General features: G+C 48.6%; 20 protein-coding genes. 9 read left to right on the top strand and 11 right to left on the bottom strand.

Annotation, left to right across the window (positions count from 1 at the left end; genetic code table 11):
• Positions 1-28 precede the first annotated feature (28 nt).
• From I0P70_RS19035 to I0P70_RS19025, 3 genes are all read left to right on the top strand, one after another.
• The gene (locus tag I0P70_RS19035) at positions 29-1,207 is read left to right on the top strand and encodes an acetyl-CoA C-acyltransferase (protein WP_196120733.1); all 1,179 of its coding nucleotides are present in this window, start codon (positions 29-31) and stop codon (positions 1,205-1,207) included.
• A 40-nt stretch (positions 1,208-1,247) separates the two neighbouring features.
• On the top strand, positions 1,248-3,044 hold the full coding sequence (locus I0P70_RS19030) for an acyl-CoA dehydrogenase family protein (protein WP_196120732.1): 1,797 nt from the start codon (positions 1,248-1,250) through the stop codon (positions 3,042-3,044).
• A gap of 143 nt (positions 3,045-3,187) precedes the next feature.
• Positions 3,188-3,919 carry a glycosyltransferase family 2 protein gene (locus I0P70_RS19025; RefSeq protein WP_196120731.1) on the top strand — a complete coding sequence of 244 codons (732 nt, stop codon included), beginning with the start codon at positions 3,188-3,190 and terminating at the stop codon, positions 3,917-3,919.
• Here the strand turns inward: I0P70_RS19025 and I0P70_RS19020 are convergent, their stop codons facing one another.
• The 6 genes from I0P70_RS19020 to mutY form a co-directional block, all read right to left on the bottom strand.
• Entirely contained in the window at positions 3,920-5,380 is a 1,461-nt protein-coding gene (locus I0P70_RS19020; protein WP_196120730.1) for a hypothetical protein, read from the bottom strand.
• Positions 5,381-5,562: 182 nt separating this feature from the next.
• A complete protein-coding gene (gene recG, locus I0P70_RS19015; protein WP_196120729.1) occupies positions 5,563-7,659 on the bottom strand; it encodes an ATP-dependent DNA helicase RecG in 2,097 nt (698 codons plus the stop codon).
• A gap of 641 nt (positions 7,660-8,300) precedes the next feature.
• Entirely contained in the window at positions 8,301-8,855 is a 555-nt protein-coding gene (gene gldD / locus I0P70_RS19010) for a gliding motility lipoprotein GldD (RefSeq protein WP_196120813.1), read from the bottom strand.
• A gap of 25 nt (positions 8,856-8,880) precedes the next feature.
• Positions 8,881-10,134, bottom strand: a complete 1,254-nt coding sequence (gene gldE / locus I0P70_RS19005; RefSeq protein ID WP_196120728.1) for a gliding motility-associated protein GldE — start codon at positions 10,132-10,134, stop codon at positions 8,881-8,883.
• Between the two features lie 143 nt (positions 10,135-10,277).
• Positions 10,278-10,760, bottom strand: a complete 483-nt coding sequence (locus I0P70_RS19000; protein WP_196120727.1) for a single-stranded DNA-binding protein — start codon at positions 10,758-10,760, stop codon at positions 10,278-10,280.
• Positions 10,761-10,870: 110 nt separating this feature from the next.
• Positions 10,871-11,962, bottom strand: coding sequence for an A/G-specific adenine glycosylase (gene mutY / locus I0P70_RS18995; RefSeq protein ID WP_196120726.1), 1,092 nt, complete (start codon positions 11,960-11,962; stop codon positions 10,871-10,873).
• A 352-nt stretch (positions 11,963-12,314) separates the two neighbouring features.
• Here mutY and I0P70_RS18990 point away from each other — a divergent pair, with 352 nt between their 5' ends.
• The 3 genes from I0P70_RS18990 to I0P70_RS18980 all read left to right on the top strand — a co-directional run bounded on the left by I0P70_RS18990 (position 12,315) and on the right by I0P70_RS18980 (position 15,349).
• Positions 12,315-12,620 carry an HU family DNA-binding protein gene (locus tag I0P70_RS18990; RefSeq protein WP_007655567.1) on the top strand — a complete coding sequence of 102 codons (306 nt, stop codon included), beginning with the start codon at positions 12,315-12,317 and terminating at the stop codon, positions 12,618-12,620.
• A gap of 73 nt (positions 12,621-12,693) precedes the next feature.
• The gene (locus I0P70_RS18985) at positions 12,694-13,554 is read left to right on the top strand and encodes a lipopolysaccharide assembly protein LapB (RefSeq protein WP_196120725.1); all 861 of its coding nucleotides are present in this window, start codon (positions 12,694-12,696) and stop codon (positions 13,552-13,554) included.
• Between the two features lie 208 nt (positions 13,555-13,762).
• Positions 13,763-15,349, top strand: coding sequence for an Rne/Rng family ribonuclease (locus I0P70_RS18980; RefSeq protein ID WP_196120724.1), 1,587 nt, complete (start codon positions 13,763-13,765; stop codon positions 15,347-15,349).
• Between the two features lie 84 nt (positions 15,350-15,433).
• Here I0P70_RS18980 and I0P70_RS18975 read toward each other — a convergent pair whose 3' ends face one another.
• The gene (locus tag I0P70_RS18975) at positions 15,434-16,111 is read right to left on the bottom strand and encodes a porin family protein (protein ID WP_196120723.1); all 678 of its coding nucleotides are present in this window, start codon (positions 16,109-16,111) and stop codon (positions 15,434-15,436) included.
• Between the two features lie 67 nt (positions 16,112-16,178).
• On the opposite strand from I0P70_RS18975, the gene gldB reads away from it, so the two are divergent.
• Complete coding sequence (gene gldB, locus I0P70_RS18970) at positions 16,179-17,174, top strand: gliding motility lipoprotein GldB (RefSeq protein ID WP_230392299.1); 996 nt, start codon at positions 16,179-16,181, stop codon at positions 17,172-17,174.
• Positions 17,175-17,203: 29 nt separating this feature from the next.
• Positions 17,204-18,406 (top strand): glycosyltransferase family 4 protein, encoded by a 1,203-nt coding sequence (locus I0P70_RS18965; RefSeq protein ID WP_196120722.1) that lies wholly within the window; start codon positions 17,204-17,206, stop codon positions 18,404-18,406.
• Between the two features lie 3 nt (positions 18,407-18,409).
• Here the strand turns inward: I0P70_RS18965 and I0P70_RS18960 are convergent, their stop codons facing one another.
• Positions 18,410-18,943 (bottom strand): hypothetical protein, encoded by a 534-nt coding sequence (locus I0P70_RS18960; protein WP_196120721.1) that lies wholly within the window; start codon positions 18,941-18,943, stop codon positions 18,410-18,412.
• A gap of 305 nt (positions 18,944-19,248) precedes the next feature.
• Here I0P70_RS18960 and I0P70_RS18955 point away from each other — a divergent pair, with 305 nt between their 5' ends.
• On the top strand, positions 19,249-19,773 hold the full coding sequence (locus I0P70_RS18955; protein ID WP_196120720.1) for a DUF4890 domain-containing protein: 525 nt from the start codon (positions 19,249-19,251) through the stop codon (positions 19,771-19,773).
• Positions 19,774-19,837: 64 nt separating this feature from the next.
• Here I0P70_RS18955 and nth read toward each other — a convergent pair whose 3' ends face one another.
• The 3 genes from nth to I0P70_RS18940 are packed head-to-tail and all read right to left on the bottom strand — an operon-like array spanning position 19,838 to position 21,351.
• The gene (gene nth / locus I0P70_RS18950) at positions 19,838-20,524 is read right to left on the bottom strand and encodes an endonuclease III (RefSeq protein WP_196120719.1); all 687 of its coding nucleotides are present in this window, start codon (positions 20,522-20,524) and stop codon (positions 19,838-19,840) included.
• A 19-nt stretch (positions 20,525-20,543) separates the two neighbouring features.
• Entirely contained in the window at positions 20,544-20,774 is a 231-nt protein-coding gene (locus I0P70_RS18945; protein WP_196120718.1) for a hypothetical protein, read from the bottom strand.
• A complete protein-coding gene (locus tag I0P70_RS18940) occupies positions 20,749-21,351 on the bottom strand; it encodes an RNA polymerase sigma factor (protein WP_007655595.1) in 603 nt (200 codons plus the stop codon). Before I0P70_RS18940 ends, I0P70_RS18945 begins: the two co-directional genes overlap by 26 nt.
• Between the last annotated feature and the right edge of the window lie 215 nt (positions 21,352-21,566).

The following is a 21,566-nucleotide window of genomic DNA, read 5'->3' as shown; positions in this document are numbered from 1 at the left end:
TTTAGTTTAAACTATAAAGAGCATCAAAATGAATAACGCATATATCGTAGCCGGATTTCGTAGCGCAGTAGGCAAGGCCGGGCGCGGGGGCTTCCGGTTCACCAGACCTGATGACCTAGCCGCTGACGTCATCAAACATCTTTTGGCATCAGTACCAGCCCTTGACCCAGAGCGTGTAGACGACCTGATTGTGGGTAACGCCGTGCCGGAAGCGGAGCAGGGCTTGCAGATCGGTCGTATGATCGCTTTGCTGTCGTTGCCCATGTCTGTGTCAGGTATGACCGTGAACCGCTACTGCGGCTCCGGTGTGGAAACCATTGCCATTGCCTGCAACCGCATACAGGCAGGTATGGCAGACTGCATTATTGCAGGTGGAACGGAGTCTATGTCGATGGTACCAACCGTGGGTTGGAAGACGGTTCCGAACTACAACATCGCCAAGAAAAACCCGGACTGGTACCTGAGCATGGGCCTAACGGCGGAGGCAGTAGCGAAAGACTACAATGTTTCACGTGAAGATCAGGACGAGTTTGCCTACAACTCACACCAAAAGGCCATCAACGCCATTAAGAATGGCTATTTCAAAGAGCAGATTGTGCCGATCACAATTGAGGAAACTTACATCGACGAGAACGGCAAAAAGAAAACCCGCTCTTATGTGGTGGATACCGATGAAGGTCCGCGTGCCGATACGTCGCTGGAGGCATTGGCTCGTCTGAAGCCGGTGTTTGCAGCTGGTGGCTCGGTTACTGCCGGTAACTCGTCGCAGACCTCAGATGGTGCTGCCTTCGTGATCGTGATGAGTGAGCGCATGGTGAAAGAGCTGAACCTAGAGCCGATTGCCCGCATGGTGAGCTACGGTACTGGAGGTATAGACCCGCGCATTATGGGTATGGGACCTATCGCAGCCGTTCCAAAAGCACTCAAAATGGCCGGTATGACACTCAATGACATTGACCTGATCGAGATGAACGAGGCCTTTGCGGCCCAATCCATTGCCGTGATGCGTCACCTTGATTTCGACCCGGAAAAGTTGAACGTGAGCGGTGGAGCGATTGCACTAGGGCACCCACTGGGTTGCTCCGGCGCTAAACTCAGCATCCAGCAATTCCACGAGCTGCGCCGCCTCGGCAAGAAATACGGCATGGTCACCGCCTGCGTTGGTGGCGGCCAAGGCGTTGCCGGCATCTACGAATTATTGAAGTAAAAACTAATCTGTACCTAAAAACACTAATCATAATTCTGCCATGGAAAATGTAACAGATAAAAATAAGGCCACTGTTCGCGGTGGTGAATTCCTGATCAAAGAAACTGATGCGCAGGACGTATTTATACCTGCCGAATTTAGCGAGGAACAGCGTATGATGGCGCAGACCTGTCTGGATTTTGTGCGCGAAGAAGTAACACCGCTCCTCGAGCGCCTCGACAACCACGAGGAAGGCCTAATGGAAGGTCTGATGAAAAAGGCTGGAGAGCTGGGTTTGTTCGCGGTATCAATGCCGGAGCAATACGGCGGCCTGAACATGGACTTTAACACTTCACTGCTGGTAACGGAGTCGGTAGGTGGAGGCCACTCTTTCCCGGTGGCTTTTGCGGCGCACACAGGTATAGGCATGCTGCCGATTCTGTACTTCGGTACGGACGAGCAGAAAGAGAAATACCTACCGAAGCTGACTTCTGGCGAATGGGCCGCGGCATACTGTCTTACAGAACCAGGTTCTGGTTCTGATGCCCTGGCAGCTAAAACCAAGGCTGTACTGAACGAAGCAGGTACGCATTACATCCTGAACGGCCAGAAAATGTGGATCACGAACGCCGGTTTTGCCGATGTGTTCATTGTATTCGCGCAGGTAGATGGCGACAAGTTCACAGGCTTTATCGTGGAGAAAGGCTACCCGGGTTTGAGCCTTGGCAACGAGGAGCACAAAATGGGTATCAAGGGTTCTTCTACCCGTCAGGTGTTCCTGTCGGACTGCGAAGTGCCGAAAGAGAACGTGTTGGGTGATATTGGCAAAGGTCACCTGATCGCTTTCAATATCCTGAACATCGGCCGCATCAAGCTTTGTGCTGCTACCTTGGGTGCCTCTAAAAAAGTGGTTGACCTCTCGGTGAAGTATGCCAACGAGCGTCAGCAGTTTAAACTGCCGATCTCTAAGTTCGGCGCCATCCGTCACAAGCTGGCAGAGCAGGCTATTCGCATTTATGCGGTGGAGTCGGCGCTGTACCGTTGTGGTATGGACATCTACCGCAAAGAGCAGGAACTGTTGGCCGAAGGCAAAGGCGAGAACGAAGCCATGCTGGGTGCTGCCCGCGAGTTTGCCGTGGAGTGCGCCATGCTGAAAGTGGAAGGCTCGGAAGTACTTGACTACGTAGTAGACGAAGGTGTCCAGATCTATGGTGGCTACGGCTTCTCCGCCGACTATCCGATGGACCGCGCTTACCGCGATTCACGCATCAACCGCATCTTCGAGGGTACCAACGAGATCAACCGCATGCTTACGGTGGACATGATCCTTAAGAAAGCCATGAACGGTGAGCTGGACCTGATGGGCCCTGCACAAAATGTGCAAAACGAGCTAATGGCTATACCTGACTTTGGTGCTGAAGAGGAAGGCTTGTTCGCAGCGGAGCACAAGGCTATCCGTAACCTGAAGAAAGCGATTTTGATGGTAGCTGGCACGGCTGTGCAAAAGTACATGAACTCACTGGCCAAAGAGCAGGAAATCCTGATGAACATCGCAGACATGGCTATTAAAACATACGTGGCGGAATCTACATTGCTGCGTGTAGAAAAGCTGGTAGGTATGAAAGGAGAGGATGCTGTGGCGAACCAGATCGACATCGTGCGCGTGACCGTGAACGATGCCGTGGATACTGCCTTCCTGGCTGGTAAAGAAGCCATTGCCTCGATGGTGGAAGGTGACGAGCAGCGTCTGCTGTTCATGGGCCTGAAGCGCTTTACCAAAAAAGACCTCTATAATACCAAAGAAGCCCGTCGTCGTATCGCGGCTTCCATGATCGAGGCAAATGAATTCGTGTACTAGATTCTGACAAATCTATAGTTTTGGAAAGGCTGCCTCCGTAGGAGGTGGCCTTTTTGTATTAAGGACTTGTTCCTGAATGACTTAATAGCCTCACATGCGTAAATATACCTGAATACCAGATTGTCATTAACATAGAGGAGCGTATGGGGGTAACATGCTTAATTCCCTGCTATAACGAACGGGAGCGGATTGCGACAGTACTGGAAGTCGTGTCGAAGGTGAAGGGCATACAACAGGTAATCTGTGTGGATGACGGATCGGTTGATGGCACTGCTACGATGGTAAGCCGGCAATGGCCTACTGTGCAAGTCATCCGCCTCAGCCAAAATCAGGGAAAAGCCGCCGCTATACAGTATGGCCTTCAGTTTGTGCAGCATGAGTTGGTTCTGCTGATGGATGCTGATCTGCAGGAATTAAATAAAACTGAACTTGAGAGGGCTATTTCTGCTTTCCAGGACACTGCAAATGTTGACATGCTAATCTTGCGGCGAATCCGGTCGCCATGGTTTGTGCGTTGGTACCGAAGTGATATACTGCTGTCCGGAGAACGGCTTTTGCGGCGAAGTGACTTAGAGCAGGTGTTGGCCCAGCCAGTGGCACGCTATCAGTTGGAAGTAGCCATCAACCGCTATATGATCAAACGTGGCAAGCGGGTACGCTGGATGCCATGGTCTGCCATGAATACCTATAAGGTAGACAAACTAGGGATGCTGGAGGGGTCCCGACGAGAGTTCCGGATGTATGTAGAGATAGTGGACTATGTAGGTTTTGTACACATGCTGGTGCAGCTGAGTTCTTTTACCCGCAAGCTTAAAAAACAGAAAAGCGCGCCAAGAGAGTGGCCACGCTTTTTGTCTGGTATATGGTTAGACTAGTTATTTGATCTGTAGACGACGTAGCTGCAAGCTGTTCGCTTTCTTGGATGGCCGCACCACCACTACCAGATCCTTTTCGCCCAGCCAGGCCGTGAAGTCTTTTACATAGGCCGTGTCTTCGCCTTTGGCTACATTCAGGCCAGCAGCCTTAGGTGCTTCAGCTTTACCGGTGCTGGTGTCAATGCGGCGCAGGTATAGGTCATGCTTTCCGTTCAACTCTTCCAGGGTGAGCAGGTGCAGCGTGTTACCTGCCAGATGATAGCGATACGAGATGCCTGTAAAAGCTTCATCAGCAGGTGCTTTCTGATTTTTCATCAGCACAGAGCTCCAGGCAGTGCCCATAAACTGATCATAGGCAAACAAGTGAATCTCTTTGGCATAGTAAGGAGAGTTCTCACCACCCTCCATATACTTTTTCTCTGCCATTACGATTAGTTTTTCCTCAGATGTTAGGATCAGGTCGGTCAGGTAAATGTCCTCGAGGCGCCTGGCTTTTGCACCGCCGCTTTTATCCAGGCTGTTCACACTAGCGAGATATTCAGGGGTGAATCTGAACTCCTCTGCAAACACCATATCTTCATTTTCGAAATCAAATTTAACCGCTTTCAGGCTATAGTACTCACCGGATTTCTCGTCAGCTGTGAGTACAACACCATACAGATTGCCATTGGGCTGCAGGGCATACTTGCTGTCCATGATGTATACCTTCTTGCCTTCAAAAATGCCTCCTACCAGCACCGACATGCCTTTGGCAACCGGCGACTTTAAGGTATACTGGCGTACGGTCAGGCGTTCCATGTTCTCAGAGATCAGGCTGATGAACTGGTCACCGGCATCATTCACGATCACCTCAGCTGATACAATACCGCGCAGGTCAGTCAGGCTGTACTTCGTATCTTTTACTTTCTGAAGTTTGCCGTCATACAGGCTGCCGCTGATAGACTGCAGAACCTGATTGCCAGAAACGCTATAGCGGTAAGCCAGCAGTTTGGTGCCGTCAGGTGAGATAGCTATACCCGCTTTACGGGCATTGGCTGAGGCTTCGAGCAATAGCACGGGCTTCTCTTTCTGACCGCTATGCAGGTCTACCCGATGCGCATACAGCGCTTGGTTGCCCTGCTCGTTTGTGCGGTGCGTGACCAGCAGTACAGCATCCTGGTTTCTGGCAAAAGCTTCCACCGTTTCTTCAGCGGCTAGTGGTACAGCGGCTGACCAGGCTTTTTTGAGGGCGGCATTGTAGCGTTCAATGGCATATTCAGCTGGCTTGCTGCGGCTGAGGATTACAAAGCCCTCGGCTCCCAGCGGGAGCGTCTTGCTGCTAATGCTCTGGTTATACTGGTCCTCTGTGTTGTCAGGGAGATAGGTAAAAGGTATAGCGGCTTTGCGACCTTGGGACTGCGCAGTTGTGGCAGTATAGCATAGGCCCAGCAAAATGAATATGAAGAGGTGAAGTGCTTTCAAGGGTATAAGGTATAGCGGTTTAGAAAATCAATGTAAGGACAATGTAAGTAGCACATAAATTTGCTGTATACGGTTATACTTTGCAAATGCCTATATAGTAAACTGCAACTTGTTTCGCGTGGAACCCACTTTTAAATATAATCAGATTTGTGCTCAGGCCACTATCATAATCAGGGCAGTCTTTAACTTATGCGGCTCCAGTTGATAGTGTTCACACTCAATGATTTGATGTGACGCATAATGTTCTGATTCTGTGCTTGCTCCAATTGTGGGTCTTCGTTCAATACACGTTGAGCAGCTGCACGAGCCTCCTGCAGGATAGGCGCATCTTTGGCCAGGTCAGCGATGAGCAGGTCGAGCACACCGCTTTGCTGCGTACCCATCAGGTCGCCCGGTCCGCGCAACTTCAGATCAATGTCAGCAATCTCAAATCCATTGTTGGTGCGCACCATCGTCTCCAGTCTGGTCTTGCTATCTTTGCTCAGCTTATATCCTGTCATCAGGATGCAGTAGCTCTGTTCAGCACCCCGGCCCACCCTGCCACGCAACTGGTGCAGCTGTGACAGACCAAAGCGCTCCGCACTCTCGATAATCATCACGGAGGCGTTGGGCACGTTTACGCCTACTTCAATTACAGTCGTAGCTACCATGATCTGCGTCTCGTGGCGCACAAAGCGCTGCATTTCGTAGTCTTTGTCCTGCGCCTTAAGTTTGCCATGCACCATGCTCACCTGGTACTCCGGAAATGCACGGCGTATACTTTCATAGCCGTCCATCAGGTCCTTGTAATCCATCCCTTCCGACTCCTCAATGAGCGGGTACACGATGTATACCTGGCGGCCCAGCTTGATCTGGTCGCGCACAAATTGGAATACCTTCAGGCGGTGTGAGTCGAAGCGGTGCACGGTCACGATCTCTTTACGGCCGGCTGGCATTTCGTCGATCACCGACACATCCAGGTCGCCGTAGAGCGTCATGGCCAGGGTGCGGGGTATAGGCGTGGCCGTCATCACGAGTACATGTGGGATAATGCGTGGGTTCTTACGCCACAGCCTGGAGCGCTGCTCTACTCCGAAGCGGTGCTGCTCATCCACAATGCAAAGACCCAGGTTATGAAACTGTACCACGTCCTCCAGCAGGGCATGCGTGCCCACGATCATTTTCATTTCGCCTGAACGCAGTTGCTCGTGTAGCACTTTGCGATCTTTTGTCTTGGTGGAACCAGTAAGCTTGCCAATGTTTATACCTAACCGGTCAGCAAAAGCTTTGAGGCCAGTATAATGCTGGTCCGCCAGAATCTCAGTAGGTGCCATCAGCACAGACTGTGCTCCATTGTCAGCAGCGATCAGCATGGTAATGAAGGCCACGATGGTTTTACCTGAACCCACATCGCCCTGCAGCAGGCGGTTCATCTGCTTGCCGGCTGTCAGGTCTTTATGTATTTCCTTGATAACCCGCTTCTGTGCATTGGTCAGGTCGAAGGTCATGTGATTCTTGTAGAACTCCGTTACCGTCGGTACATGCCTGAACACCTGACCGGCTAGGTCAGCACGGCGCACTGTTTTCTGGCGGAGCAGACGCAATTGTATGTAAAAGAGCTCTTCAAATTTGAGCCTGAACTTAGCGGCATTATACTTCTCTACTGACTGCGGAAAGTGAATGTTGATCAACGCATCCCGCTTGCTCATCAGGCGATAATGTTCTATAAGCTCCGGTGAAAGCGTCTCGTTAATATTCGGCACTGCCACCTTGAGCAGCATCTCCATGTAGCGGGCTATGACCCTACTCTCAACACGGAATGCCTTTAGCTTCTCGGTGGTATGGTATACCGGTTGCAGAAAAGAGGTCGTCTGTTTCTCTTCCCCCAATTCCTCCAGTTCGGGGTGCGCCATGCTCCACTTGCCATTAAACGAAGTAGGCTTGCCGAACACAATGTAATCGGTGTGGTTCTTTAGCGACTTCTGCATCCACTTCACCCCTTTGAACCAAACCAGCTCCATCTCGTTGCCATCTTCGTCCACTAGGGTAGCGGCCAGGCGTTGCTTACGGCCTTCGCCGAGCACTTCCTTACCCCGCACACGCCCACGTACCTGCACATAAGGCATGCTTTCGTCCAAGTCTACTATTTTGTAGAACTGGGTGCGGTCAAGATACCGGAAAGGGTAGTGCTGAATGAGATCGCCGTAGGTATAGATGTTGAGCTCCTTCTGCAGCAGCTCAGCCCGCTGCGGCCCCACGCCTTTCAGAAATTCGATCTTGGTATGGAAGAAGTTGTTCAAGGGTGCTAGCTCAGGTTAGGTAAATAAAGTATAGCAGGTATACCTGACAAAAATAAGCAAAAGCCCCGACAGGTGTAAGTGCTATCGGGGCTTTTGCTTTGTGTATGTTAGTAAGTTGGGATTATAGTCAACTATCTTTAAATAAGATGTCGGCCTATAGCCGCGTTTTTAACTATTATCAGTAGAAAAGGCGATATAATGGATAGCAAAACGTATAGCCATCCCGCAACCCTAACTGCCTTTGTATTTGCCCAAGGCTTATCTTTATAATGATTGTATACTTTCATCAGTTTGTCGCCCCTTATATAGATAAAGTAGACAAAGATGAGGTTAACTACCAGTATTAGTGGCAAACTAGATTTGGAGAATCCGACACCATAAGCGTGAGGGTCTTGAATCGCGCGTATAAGTGTATATAAGAAAAGCTCTTGAGCAGACAGTACAATAGTTAAAGCTGGTAATGCCCCATATTGTGGATTAAACACATCATTTCGATAATAGTTAGAAAGAAGGTAGTATGGTAAATGAAAAAAGTTTAAAATCATCAGAATTCAAAGGCAAGGGAGAATACGCGAATATTGCCACAAGCTAGTAGGAGCTGTTAAGGTTTTCTAACAATCAACAATTAACTTCCGAAAAACTTATTCCCTGTTCTTAAACTCCAGCGTATTCAGCATGTGCACAATATCCTTCTTCACATACTCAATAACCGGAGCCAGTGAGTCATTTTGAGTGGCGGTTCTGAAATAAAGCGCCCCACGGAAGAAGTGATTGGTCGTATCGGTTACATAGAACTGGAACTGGCTTGGAATCTCGCCTTCCAGTTCAAACACAGAGGCAATGTCCCCTTGTGGCGTTCTGATTTCGGTTTCCTCGATTGAATACGCCTTTATCTGATGTTTGCCAGTCAGTTTGCGCGCATCCTCGATCAGGTTATTCAACATCCTCGGATCATTGTTGATCGCCTTGTATGTTAGCTGCACGTTGGCTCCCAGGCTTGGATAGATGATGTTAATCCAGTGTGGCTGGGCAATCATTGAAGAGTCAGGACGTATTTTGGCGTGCTTCGAATACTCAAAGGTATACGGATGCTCGTCCTGCAGCTGTTGGTAAGCAGCTTCTGGCAAGTCGATGCGGTTGTATCCTTTGGGTTTTGGGGTGTACTCGGCGGTACAGCCGGCGATGGCAAGGGCCATACCTGCCCATAGGGCCAACTGCAGTTTAGCTGACTTTATGATAGTGCTCTTTTTTACTTGCGACATTAATCTTGACTCGTTTTACACGCTTATTGTCCGCCGACTCCACTGTAAAGTAGTAGCGACCATACGACACTTCTTCGCCTACGTATGGTATGCGACCAAAAAGTGCGAGCATCAGGCCTGCTACTGTTTCGTGCTCGCTCTTTACTTCGTTAAAGGCATCGAATGGAACTTCTGTTATCTTACAAAAGTCATGCAGCGATGTTTTACCGTCAAATATAAAGGTATTTTCGTCGAGTTGTGAGTAAATGATCTCGTCCTCGTCATCAAACTCGTCATTAATCTCACCTACAATCTCCTCAATAACATCTTCCATAGTAAGCAGTCCTACCGTAGTGCCATACTCGTTCACCACAATTGCCATGTGCACGTGCTTTTCTCGGAAGTCCTGCAGCAGGTTGGAGATGTGCTTGGTTTCCGGCACATAGAAAGGCGCTCTGATCAGGTTCTGCCATTTAAAGTCAGCTCCTTTGTCGAGGTGCGGCAGCAGGTCTTTTACATAGAGTATGCCGTCGATGCTGTCGGTGCTTTCGGTATAAACCGGCACGCGCGAATAACCCCACTTGATGATCTGCGGAAGCAACTCTGGCAGTGTAGCGCTCTGTTGGAAAGCCACGATATCCATACGTGGACGCATGATCTGTTTCACCGTGATCGAACCGAAGTTTACGATCCCCCGCAGAATCTTGCGCTCTTCAGGTGACGTCTCTTCGTTGGTAAGGGCCACATCCAGACTATGGTGCAATTCTTCCAGTGTTTGGCTATAAGCACGCACACGGTAGCGCTTGTCTATGAAATTGCTGATACCTGTCAGCAACCAGGCAAGCGGTCGTAGCACAGGCCGCAAAGCATCCAGAATCGGAGCCATGCGCTGCGCAATGGCAGTACCGTGCTTGCGGGCATATACCTTAGGAAGTACCTCCCCAAAGAAAACAATCAGAAACGTAACCACTAGCACACTGACCAGCATTGTGGAAGTTGCCAGCGAAGTAGAGCCGACTAACTGCCACGCAATGTAGGCGCAAAGCGTGATGATACTAACATTGATCGCATTGTTGATGATCAGGAGCGAAGCCAGTAGTTGGCGGGGGCTCTGCAGGAGGTGGTGTACCAGTTGAAGCTTTTTGTCTTTGCTTGTTCTGGCTTTTTCAATCTCCTGAGGGGTGAGAGAGAAAAAAGCTGCCTCCGCCCCCGAAGTGAGGGCAGAGAGCAGCAATAAGATAAAGCAAACCGAGATGGCTGCGATATATTCAATTCTAAGTAAAGCTGTTGCGCTTTGTAAAAGTTGCAGTAAGCTATAACTTAGGGGGTCTCCAGAATCTAAACTGTCCAAAATTAGATAGTTAGGTTAAACATAGGTTAGAACGGCAGGTCGTCTGGCTCGTCGTTCTGGAAGGCAGATGCATTGCCTTTGCCTGATGAGGCGGCAGTACCCTGACCTGATGAGGATTGTGATGAAGCGCCACCCTGGAAGCCGCCTGAGCTGCCATTGCCGCCTGTCTGCGCTTCGGTGCGAGAAGTCAGCATAGTCATGCTATCGGCTACAATCTCGGTTCTGTAGCGCTGCACGCCGTCTTTATCCTGGTAGTTGTCCGTGCGAAGCTTGCCCTCAATGTAAACGGAGTGCCCTTTGCGCACATACTTTTCGGCTACCTCGGCCAAGCCACGCCAAAGCACGATATTGTGCCACTCGGTGCGCTCCTGGCGTTCGCCATTTTTGTCTTTGAATGTTTCAGAAGTAGCGATCGGGAAACGCGCTACAGCTACACCGCCTTCAAGGTGGCGAACTTCTGGGTCCTTACCAAGATTTCCGATAAGGATTACTTTGTTAACACTTGCCATGTCTTTTTTTGTTAAATATTAAATTGATTAGGGCTACTCCGACAACCAAGCCGGAGGCAATTATGGCTACTGAACCTTTAAAATGCATTTTCATGCAGAAAAGTTTCAGTTTATAAATTTAGTAAAATCTTCTCATCTTTCAAATAGCTGTCGATAAGAATTGGCTTCGGCAATGCCTCTATTTTTTCAGATGAATAAGGTGCCAGTCGCGCCTCCTGCAAAACCTCTTTACTTAAACGAAAATCGAGCTGAATGAGGTAAAACCGGGCTGTTATTTTCTGGTGACTGAGCACATGCTTATAGTCTTTGCGCGGTGGCAAAAGATGGGATTCCTGCACTGCTATACCTGCATCGTTCAGTTCTTTCAGCAGCCTGGCGGTATCCAGGATTTTCGAGTCGCTTTCGTGCAGGTAAAAATCATACAATCCTTCCCAAATATCGCCGCTCAGGCGCTTACGCATGTAATATTGCTCCTCGTGCACAAAAACCATGTAGTGGAAAAAGCGTGGGCGGGCGGCCTTTGCCTTTGACTTGACAGGAAGCTCCTGCACCAGGCCATGTGTGAAGGCGAAGCAGGACTGCTGCAGTGGGCAGAACAGGCAATCAGGCATGACGGGGGTGCATTGAATAGCGCCAAATTCCATAATGGCCTGGTTGAAGGTGTCAGGCGCTTCGGCCGGGATGAGTTCGTTTGCCAGTTGCTGAAATACCTTGCGCGATGCAGGCGCCGCAATGTCATCTGATAATCCAAATACACGGGCCAGCACCCTGAAAACGTTGCCATCGAGCACGGCAGCCCTCTCCCGAAAGGCAAAAGAGGCGATAGCGGCAGCTGTGTAGCTTCCCACGCCCCGCAGTTTGAGGAGCTCTTCATACTTGTTTGGGAACACGCCGCCATACTCCTGCACGATCTGTTTAGCCGTGTGGTGCATATTACGTGCCCTGGAGTAGTAGCCAAGTCCCTGCCAGAGGCGTAGCACTTCATCCTGAGGGGCCGCCGCCAGGTGCTGCACGGTTGGGTAGGCCTCGGCAAAGCGTTGGAAGTATGGCAGTCCCTGGGCTACGCGTGTCTGCTGCAGGATCACTTCAGACAGCCAGATCAGGTATGGATCGGTGGTGTCGCGCCAGGGCAGGGCTCTTTTGTGACGCTGGTACCATGTCAGCAAGGTGTTTGAGAAGTATGTGCTAGGAGTGTTTTTCATAAAAAATGGTCCCTTGGGCTCAGGCAGCTTGAACAGACAAATGTAAGACATTGTTCTGAGTGCAGAAGGAATGTATTGGTGTCAGTTTTTGTATCTTATTAAAATATAAGTAGATACGTGGCGTTAGGAAGAGGGCAAGCTGGCATGGGTATTGCAAGAGAACCGTCAGTCAAAAGGTGTGAAGAGGGTATATGAACGGCAAGGCTAAATCTGTAATAATTTAGTGCTAAAGCTTTTACTTGTCGAAAAGTAGGTATACCTTTGTGCCCCGAAAAATGGGGAACGACAGCGCTGTTGTATCTCCTGAAAAAGAGAAAGTTAACTTATTACTAATTTATAAAAATCTAAGAAAGTGACTAAAGCAGAAGTAATATCAGAAATTGCTGATAAAACAGGGATTGATAAGGCTGATGTGCAATCTACCATTGAGGCATTTTTCAAAGTGGTGAAAGACTCTATGGCCGATGGCAACAACATCTACGTGAGAGGTTTTGGAAGCTTTGTAAACAAGAAGCGCGCTAAGAAAGTGGCTCGTAACATTTCGAAGAACACTTCCATCATTATTGATGAGCACTTTATTCCAAGCTTCAAGCCATCCAAGACCTTTATTGCTAAGATTAAGAACAGCAAAAAGATCAAAGAACTGGCTCATTCTTAATTCTTTCGTATATTTGCCGGTTGCCTGTCTGGTTATCCTTTAAAAACAGTCATTTACAAAAACACAGAAACACATGTCACGCGCTCAAATACTGATACTTGTAGCAGCAATTGCTTTGGCAGCGGCTATGTTCTTTCTGCCTAAAGTGGTTGTGACGAAGGATGATAGCACAGTGGCTGCAGAACAAGCCTCTGCCATACCTGAGGGACACTCTGAAGATGATGGGCATGACCATGGACCTTCGCCAGCCGCTGCGGCTGACGGAGTGCACTCCACGGCCACACCAGAACAAATGATGGAGCTTGCTACTGTACGTGCACGCTACAACAAAGCATCTGATGCCAAGACGCGCGGCCTGTTAGCCAGTGAACTGGCGGCTGCTTATGCCTCAGCAAGTAAGTTTGACAGTGCAGGTTACTATTACGAGCTAGCTGCTGAAGCCCGTCCGGGTGAGAAGAACTACCGTAAAGCAGGTGACCAGTACTTCGAAGCTTTTACTTATGCAGCAACACAGCAGCGTGCCAGCGAAATGGGCGGTAAGGCCCGTAGAATGTACGAGCAGGTACTGAAGAATAATCCTTCGGACATGGATGCGAAAACAAACGTAGCCATGACTTACATTGCCAGTGAAAACCCTATGCAGGGTATTACGCTGCTGCGTGAGGTAATTTCGGCAGACCCGAAAAACCAGAAGGCGCTGTTTAACCTCGGTATTCTGTCAGTTCAGTCAGGGCAGTGGGACAAAGCCGCTGAGCGTTTCCAGGAGTTGACAACCGTTAACCCGGAACACGTGGAAGGCACTTTCTACCTGGCTGTATCACTTGTTGAAACCGGTAAGAAAGAAGAAGCAATCAGGACTTTCAATAAAGTGAAGACCATGAGCAGCGACCCTGCTCTGACAGCTTCCGTTGACGAGTACCTGGCAAAACTGTAATAAAAGAAATAATCATTTAATAAAAATTTCAAGACTATGCCTTGCGGAAAGAAAAGAAAAAGACATAAGATTGCTACTCACAAAAGAAAGAAGCGTCTAAGAAAAAACAGACATAAGAAGAAGTAATTTCTTCTGCGTTTATTGAGGCCCACATTGCTTCTGCAATTGTGGGCTTTGGTCTATACATCCAACTAATCTTTGAGAGAAATTGAGTAACGAGCTTATTATCAATTCTACTCAGGATGGAGAGCGCATCGCCCTATTACAGGACAAGAGACTTGTAGAGTTTCACCACGAGAAAAAGGATACGAACTACATTGTAGGGGATATCTTTCTGGGAACTGTAAAAAAGGTAATGCCAGGCCTAAACGCCGCTTTTATTGACATTGGTTACCACAAGGATGCATTTCTGCATTACCATGATCTGGGAGCCAATGTCAAAACCCTGAACAAGTATGTGAAAGCGGCACAGACACAGAAGAACGCTTCTGCAAAGCTTAACCAGCTTAAATTTGAGCCAGAAATTGACAAACTGGGCAAGATCGCTGATGTTCTGAAAAAAGGACAGCAGGTATTGGTGCAGATTGTCAAAGAACCGATTTCAACCAAAGGACCGCGTCTTTCATGTGAGCTTTCGCTCGCCGGTCGATACCTGGTGCTCGTACCGTTCTCTAACACGGTAAGCGTATCCAAAAAGATCGTAAGCAAGGAAGAGCGCACGCGCCTCAAGCGCCTGATCAACTCGATCAAGCCCGAGAACTTTGGCGTGATCATCCGGACAGTGGCAGAAGGCCGTGAGGTAGCAGAGCTCGACAGAGATTTGCGCAACATGGTGGAGAGCTGGGAAGAAGGCTTTAAATCGCTGAAGATTGCCAAGCCCAATGACAAGATCATTGGGGAATTGGGACGTTCTTCGTCCATACTGAGAGACTTAATGAACGAGAGCTTTGACAACATAGTAGTCGACGATGAGTCGCTCTATGACGAGATCAAAGCATACATCGGTAGCATTGCGCCAGATAAAGTAAAAATTCTGAAGCATTACACCGGTAAGACAAAAACCTTCGAACACTTTAACATTGAGCGGCAACTAAAGGCTGCATTCGGTAAGACAGTGACCATACCAGGCGGCGGATACCTGGTGATAGAGCACACCGAAGCCCTGCACGTAGTCGATGTAAACAGTGGGAATAAATCTAATACCGAAACCGATCAGGAGGCTACCGCGCTGAATGTGAATATGATGGCTGCCAGAGAAGTGGCCCGTCAGCTGAGACTCCGGGATATAGGTGGTATCATTGTAATTGACTTCATCGACATGAAGTCGCCCGAAAACCGCCAGAAAGTATACGAGGTAGTCAAAGAGGAACTGAAGAGAGACCGATCCAAGTCGACAGTTCTGCCTATCTCTAAATTTGGCCTGATGCAGATCACGCGTCAGCGTGTAAGGCCAGAGCAGAATATCGTGACCGGTGAAGTATGCCCTACTTGTAACGGTACCGGTAAAATATCTGCCAGCATTCTGATTACTGATGAAATAGACGTAGCGGTAGACGACCTGCTTACGAGACACAACCATAAGAGCCTGACATTGTACGTACACCCTTTCCTGTATTCTTATTATACATCAGGTGTCGTTTCAAAACAGATGAAATGGTTCTTCCACTACTTCAAGTGGGTGAAATTTGTAAAAGACACTTCGCTCGGTATTACTGACTTTAAGGTAATGGACGATAAAGGCGAAGAAATAGAGCTGCGCACCGCCCTGACGGAGGTGAACGGGACGCAGGAATAAGAAAATTTTAATCAGATTCGATGGCAACAAAAAGGCCGCTCTGTTCATTCAGAGCGGCCTTTTTGATTTGTAACAAGTCTATACTTAGAACTTGATGCCCACATCAAGGGATACCCCATTGTTCTTGATCGCAATATTTTTGTCACCTAGTCGGTCGCTATAAAAATCGTCAATATTACTCAGACCACGCAGGTAAGTAACTCCGCCAAATAGTTTAGTGCTCTGGCCAAGTTGCAGTTCGGCACCAGTACCTAACAAAGCGCTGGTTTCAAAGATATTGAAGCGCTTCGCTGTCTTTTCACCATTGATCACTTTCTGGTTGTTTACCTGGGCTGACACCTTGGTGCCAAGAGCACCACCTACCTGGAAGTACAGGATCACATCAGGTGCTACCTCATTCGTGAATAGCTTAAGCGTGAGCGGTATTTCCAGATACTGCACTGTCAGGTCATCCTCTACTGGCACTGTCGTTGGCTGGCCGTTCGGATCTTGTGAAGTAAAATCATACTTGATTTTAGAGCCTTTGCTGCGGAACATCAAACCTGAGCTGAAGGCATAGTTGTTGGAGAAAAAATAATCACCAACCACACCTACACCAACACGCAGTGTATTGCTGCTTTTTTCAAAACCGTGTCTGTCTTCAGCTATAAAGCGATTGCCTGAAATGGTAGGGGAGAACTGAATGCCAATTTCCATTTGGGCCATAGCAGTGGATGTAAAGCCCAAAAAGAGCAGCAGGAATGCGAGTTTTTTGAATTGCATGTTAATTTGTCGCGTTAATTTATTCTAATACGGGATAACCCTGTATTTTTGTATTAAATATTCGGCAATGTATCACAGATTATTATTACTCGCAACCATCCTATTGCTTTTTAGCTGCAAGAAGAAGGAGGGCTGCGACATACCTGAAGAAATAGAACGTATACCTGTAACGGTAGAGATCGAGCGACTGGAGAAACCCTTTTTTGCGGCAAACTCAAAGCAGGACATCGCTACTTTCCTTGATAGCAATCCCATCTTTGCGGAGCGTTTCATCCAGCGCCGGAACTACCCTTCGGATTCAGCCGTGATCAATGCGATGCATGGGCTGGCGACTAATCCTGAGCTTCAGAAGCTGGCTCAGGAGGCAGACCAAGCTTTTGGTGACATGTCCACAGAAAAGCAGCAGCTCCAAACAGCTTTCAAGCATATCAAACATTATTATCCTGAGTTTAAGGAGCCGCAGGTAAAGACATTTGTCTCTGGCCTCAACCAGGATTTGATGGTATCAGACAGTCTGCTGGTTTTCGGCATTGACTTTTTTATCGGCAAAGACGCCAGTTACCGACCTGATACCTACGATTACATCCTGAAACGCTACGAGCGCCCGAACATGGTGCCAGCCGCCATGTTACTACTGTCTAATCGGTTCAACAAAACCAGTTTTCTGGAGCGTAGTCTGCTCGCCGAAATGGTGAATACAGGCAAAGCTTATTATTTTGTGAAATCCATTATGCCTTGCACGCCGGACTCTACTATCATAGGGTATAGTGGGCAGCAACTGGCCGATGTGCATCACAACGAGGGCCGTATCTGGGCGCACTTCGTTGAAAAAAAACTGCTCTATGAGAAAAGCCCATTCGTAGTGAACAAGTATATCGGCGAGCGACCTAATACGCCCGAAATCGACCCAACCTCTCCTGGCCGCCTCGGTACCTGGGTAGGCTGGCAGATTGTACGCAGGTATATGGAGCGCAATCCGAAGGTCACCTTGCAGGAACTAATGGCCGACGACGATCACCAGAAAATATTCAACGAATCGAAATACAAGCCTGAGAAGCGATAGTTCTATACCTCGCCTCTATACCTGCGCGCATGCACATAGCTATTTTCAATCAGCATCACCACAATCCGGACTGCCCCTCTACCTGCAGGCACTACACCTTTCTGGAGTACCTGGCAAAGCGGCATAAGGTGAGTCTGGTAACGAGCAGCGCCTGGAAGCAGCTTCGCATCACAGACAGGTATAAGTGGGTGCCGGAGGGGGTAGAACTGTACGAACAGGAGGTGCCCTACAGCAACAAAATGGGTGTGCGCAGGCGCTTGGTTTCCTATGGCGGCTTTGCAGCCTACAGCCTGGCTAAAGGGCTTTCCATACCTAAGCCTGATGTAGTTTGGGGGGTGTCAACGCCACTCTCTACACCTTGGATGGCAGCCCGTGTCGCAAAGATGCGTGGTATTCCGTGGGTGTTTGAGGTACAGGACCTGTGGCCTAGCTTCCCGATTGAAATGGGAGCAGTAAAGAAGGAGTGGCTAAAACGACGCCTGTTCAGGCTTGAGAAGAATCTTTACCAGAATGCCAGCCACATCATCACGCTTTCTCCGGATATGGAAGATTATGTGGTGAGGCAAGGTATAGCGAGGGATAAGGTAAGCACTATCCTGAATGGCACTGACTTGGAAATGGCCGATGCTGCGACTCCTGAGAGAGTAGCAGCACTGCGAAAGCAATATCAGCTGCAGGGCAAGCAAGTAGTGCTCTATGCAGGCACCTTTGGCCGTGCGAATGATATACCTACTATTATGCAGGCAGCTGAGGCAATGGCTAACCAGCAGGACATTGTGTTTGTGCTGGCAGGAGGAGGCTACTATAACGACGAGCTGCGGAAGCTGTCGCTGCGCCTGCCTAACCTAGTGCTGATGCCGCCACAGCCGCGCCCTGATGTGTTCACTCTATTCAAATTGGCAGATCTGGCGCTCATTACCTTTAACGATTTGCCTGTGCTCGCCTCTAATTCTCCGGCCAAGCTTTATGATAGCCTGGCCTGCGGTGTCCCGGTGCTGGTGACTAATCCCGGTTGGACAAAGACATTCGTGGAGCAGTATAACTGTGGCTGGTACAGTCCTGCGAGTCAGCCTGAACTGTTGGCTAAGAAAATAAAAGAGATCATGTCTGATCGTGAAATGCGGCGACAGGCCGGGGCCAATGGGCAGTCAATCGCCCGGCAGCTGTTCGACCGCCAGCAACTTGCTGCCCAGGTAGAGCAAATTTTGCTGCAGGTGGCAGGCAGGGTATAGGCTTTAGTCTTTGATACTCGCGGACAGGTGTCTGAAGTCTTCTTTAAGCTGTGGTGCGTTTGCGGCCAATGTCCAGCAAATCACTTTGTAGAAATGCGTTTTTGTTTCTACAGCTGTGATGAGCATAAAGAAATCGCCATCTTCGTCAGTCCACTTCAGTTCGCTTTGCGCAACATGGTTTCCATTTGATTCGAAAACCTTGGCCTTGCTCAGTTTGCGTCTCTTTTCCTCCTTTTTGTAGTCGGCGGCAAAGCTGTCCAGAAAGTCTGCTGCATTCTCAAACCTCATGCCCTTCAGTTCAAGCTCTTCTTTCGAGTCCTCTATCACGATGGTATAAGCCTCTTTATTTTTATTGAAATACTGCAGACTGGCAACATCGTTCAGTTCATAAGTTTTCACCATGTAGCTGGGTATTTCCATTGAATAGGAGTGACCTCCTTTGCGCTCAGCAAACTGCGTTTGAGCATGCGCGGCAGAGTAACTGCCCAGGAGGAGCAGGAAGAAGGTTAATAGTTTAGCGGGAGTAAAAGTTTGCATAAGCTTATAAAAGTATAATGATGAATAGCTAAATATAGGAAGTTGCATTTATTTTGTGCAATTATTTTTCTGATTCAATAACTCCAAGAAAGGTATAGAAACTGCTCAGGTGTTGCCAGGGTGTTAAAGCCAATGGCCCTTTGGCTTCGATTATGGCTTTGCAACACAGATACTTGTGGCGTTGCGTGAGGAGAGGGCGAGTTTTTGGCATAGCCTTTGATTATGCAGGTATAGCAGAGCATATTTTCAGGCCTGGGCTTTGCTACTAATCGAACTTACCATAAAATATTGAAGGAGAAATAAAGATGAAGAAGATAATAGCAGCCCTTTCGCTAAGTATGTTAGTTGCAGGTGGTAGCGCTTTTGCTCAGACCTCAACCAAACCGCAAGACCAAAAGCCCCGCAGTGAAATGCGTGCAGCCATGAAGGACAGAACCCAGAAAAGCCCTGAAGAGATGGCTCAGATGAAAACCGATAGAATGGCTCAGAGGTTAGAGTTGAACGCAGCTCAGAAAAGCCAGTTACAGGCACTGAACATGCGACAGGCGCAGGAAATGAAAGCTATGCGTGAGAGTCATAAAGCAACCGGAGAAAAGTCACCTGAGCAGAGAGCTCAGATGCAGGAAGCCAGAAAAGCAAATCACGATCAGTGGCAGGCTGAGCTGAAAAGTATCCTGACTGCAGAGCAGTATGCGAAACACGAAGCCGATCGTGAGCAGATGAAGCAGAAGCGTGCTGATGGCAGAAAAGGCCAGAAATCAGGTGAGCATAAGAAATCTGGCGAGCACAAAAAAAGAGGCGAATACAAGAAGCAACAGCAGGGAAAGTAATCCCTTATAAGATCCCATAGTTAAAGCGCGGGTAGACCATATAGTGTCTGCCCGCGCTTTTTTATTAGGCTATACCTCCGACTTTGTTTTCAGGATCGTCAGGTATGTTGGGATAGTGCTTTTGAAAGAACGCACAGAAATGCGTGAGCGGGCATTCCTCACACTTGGGCCTACGGGCGATGCAGATGTAACGCCCATGTAGTATGAGCCAGTGATGTGCTTTCGCAATGAGTTCCTGCGGCAGGTTGGCTACCAGTTCTTTCTCTACCTCGAGGGGAGTTTTGGCTGTCTTCGAAACCAGGCCGAGGCGTTTGCTCACCCGAAACACATGCGTATCCACGGCCATAGCTGGTTGGTTCCAGATCACCGAGACGATCACATTGGCGGTTTTGCGACCCACCCCAGGCAACTTCACCAGTTCCTCCACCGTGCTGGGCACCTCTGAGTTGAACTGCTCCACCAGCATTCTGCCTAAACCAGCCAAGTGCTTGGCTTTATTGTTAGGGTATGAAATGCTCCTGATAATTGGGAATATCTCTTCCGGAGTTGCGGCGGCCAGGTGCTCGGGTGTAGGGAATGCCTCGAACAGGGTAGGCGTTACCATATTCACACGCTTATCTGTACACTGGGCGCTGAGTACAACGGCTAGTATCAGCTCATAGGGATTGGAGTAAGCCAGTTCAGTTTCCGGGTCCGGAAAGTTCTGCGTAAAGTGCTCGATCAGCAGCTTGTAGCGTTCTTGTTTGCGCATAAAAAAAGTTTGCAGTCGGTTAAGACTGCAAACTTAAGCTTTTTGAGTAATTTAAAATGTTGTCGATAGACCGCTGGCTTGGGCTTTTGGCCGCGCCGTCAAGCAGTCGCTGGAGTAGCATGAGATCAGAGCAGCTATCTGCCAGCTCGTTGTCGTGCATCAATGCTGTTTCCAGTTGCTCGAGCGCAGGGTCTGCCAACTCATTGTATACGTACTGGATTAGCTCATTCTGAGTAGAGGTTTTTATCATAAGCAATCGTGCTGTTTAGCATCTTTTTTCTTAGGTTGATCAATGCGTAGCGCATACGACCTAAAGCTGTGTTGATGCTCACACCGGTTGCTTCGGCTATCTCCTGGAAACTCATATCGGCATAGTGACGCATCATGAGTACTTCCCGCTGCGCCTGTGGCAGCGTTTGGATCAGCTCGCGCAGTCTGGCATGGGTGTCCTCCTTGATCTGCTGTGACTCAGCGGAGTCTTCAGCAAAAGACAAGGCATTGAACACATTACTACCGTCCTCCAGCGTGATCATCGGGCTTCGTTTCTCTTTACGGAAAAAGTCGATTGCCAGGTTGTGGGCAATACGGCATATCCATGAAGAAAACTTGCCTTCTTCGTTATACCTGCCGCCCTTCATGGTATGGATAGCCTTGATAAAAGCGTCCTGCATGAGGTCCTCAGCGGTATACGTGTCTTTAACAATCAGTAAGATCGTAGTGAATACTTTGTTCTTGTGTCTGTTTACTAGCTGTTCAAACGCATTTTCGTTACCTGCGATGTAGAGCGAGACTAAAGCAGAGTCGCTCAGCTGGGTAGTTGTATTCATCGTAAAGCTACATTAGTTTAACGTAGAGCTTTATACCATATTGTTGCGTTAGGCTGTTAGAACAGATATTTTTTTGAAGTGTAAATCAAATATAGGGAATGCATTTTGACTGTGCAACTATAGCCGGGTGCCCTTAATAAAAAATATTAAAGAAGCTATGTGCCAGTTAAGAATTACTGTTCCCTGATATACGGCAAGATAATATAAACGTATAT

Source organism: Pontibacter sp. FD36, from assembly GCF_015686655.1.
Lineage (GTDB): Bacteria > Bacteroidota > Bacteroidia > Cytophagales > Hymenobacteraceae > Pontibacter.
Note: the sequence above shows the minus strand (reverse complement) of the source record. Positions and strands in the feature narration are given on the sequence as shown.

Coding starts and splice junctions, on each gene's coding strand:
- I0P70_RS19035 (WP_196120733.1), top strand. CDS start 29: ATGAATAACGCATATATCGTAGCCGGATTTCGTAGCGCAGTAGGCAAG.
- I0P70_RS19030 (WP_196120732.1), top strand. CDS start 1,248: ATGGAAAATGTAACAGATAAAAATAAGGCCACTGTTCGCGGTGGTGAA.
- I0P70_RS19025 (WP_196120731.1), top strand. CDS start 3,188: ATGGGGGTAACATGCTTAATTCCCTGCTATAACGAACGGGAGCGGATT.
- gldD (WP_196120813.1), bottom strand. CDS start 8,855: ATGGCCCTTGCCATCGCCGGCTGTACCGCCGAGTACACCCCAAAACCC.
- I0P70_RS19000 (WP_196120727.1), bottom strand. CDS start 10,760: ATGGCAAGTGTTAACAAAGTAATCCTTATCGGAAATCTTGGTAAGGAC.
- mutY (WP_196120726.1), bottom strand. CDS start 11,962: ATGAAAAACACTCCTAGCACATACTTCTCAAACACCTTGCTGACATGG.
- I0P70_RS18985 (WP_196120725.1), top strand. CDS start 12,694: ATGTCACGCGCTCAAATACTGATACTTGTAGCAGCAATTGCTTTGGCA.
- I0P70_RS18975 (WP_196120723.1), bottom strand. CDS start 16,111: ATGCAATTCAAAAAACTCGCATTCCTGCTGCTCTTTTTGGGCTTTACA.
- gldB (WP_230392299.1), top strand. CDS start 16,179: ATGTATCACAGATTATTATTACTCGCAACCATCCTATTGCTTTTTAGC.
- I0P70_RS18965 (WP_196120722.1), top strand. CDS start 17,204: ATGCACATAGCTATTTTCAATCAGCATCACCACAATCCGGACTGCCCC.
- I0P70_RS18960 (WP_196120721.1), bottom strand. CDS start 18,943: ATGCAAACTTTTACTCCCGCTAAACTATTAACCTTCTTCCTGCTCCTC.
- I0P70_RS18955 (WP_196120720.1), top strand. CDS start 19,249: ATGAAGAAGATAATAGCAGCCCTTTCGCTAAGTATGTTAGTTGCAGGT.
- nth (WP_196120719.1), bottom strand. CDS start 20,524: ATGCGCAAACAAGAACGCTACAAGCTGCTGATCGAGCACTTTACGCAG.
- I0P70_RS18945 (WP_196120718.1), bottom strand. CDS start 20,774: ATGATAAAAACCTCTACTCAGAATGAGCTAATCCAGTACGTATACAAT.
- I0P70_RS18940 (WP_007655595.1), bottom strand. CDS start 21,351: ATGAATACAACTACCCAGCTGAGCGACTCTGCTTTAGTCTCGCTCTAC.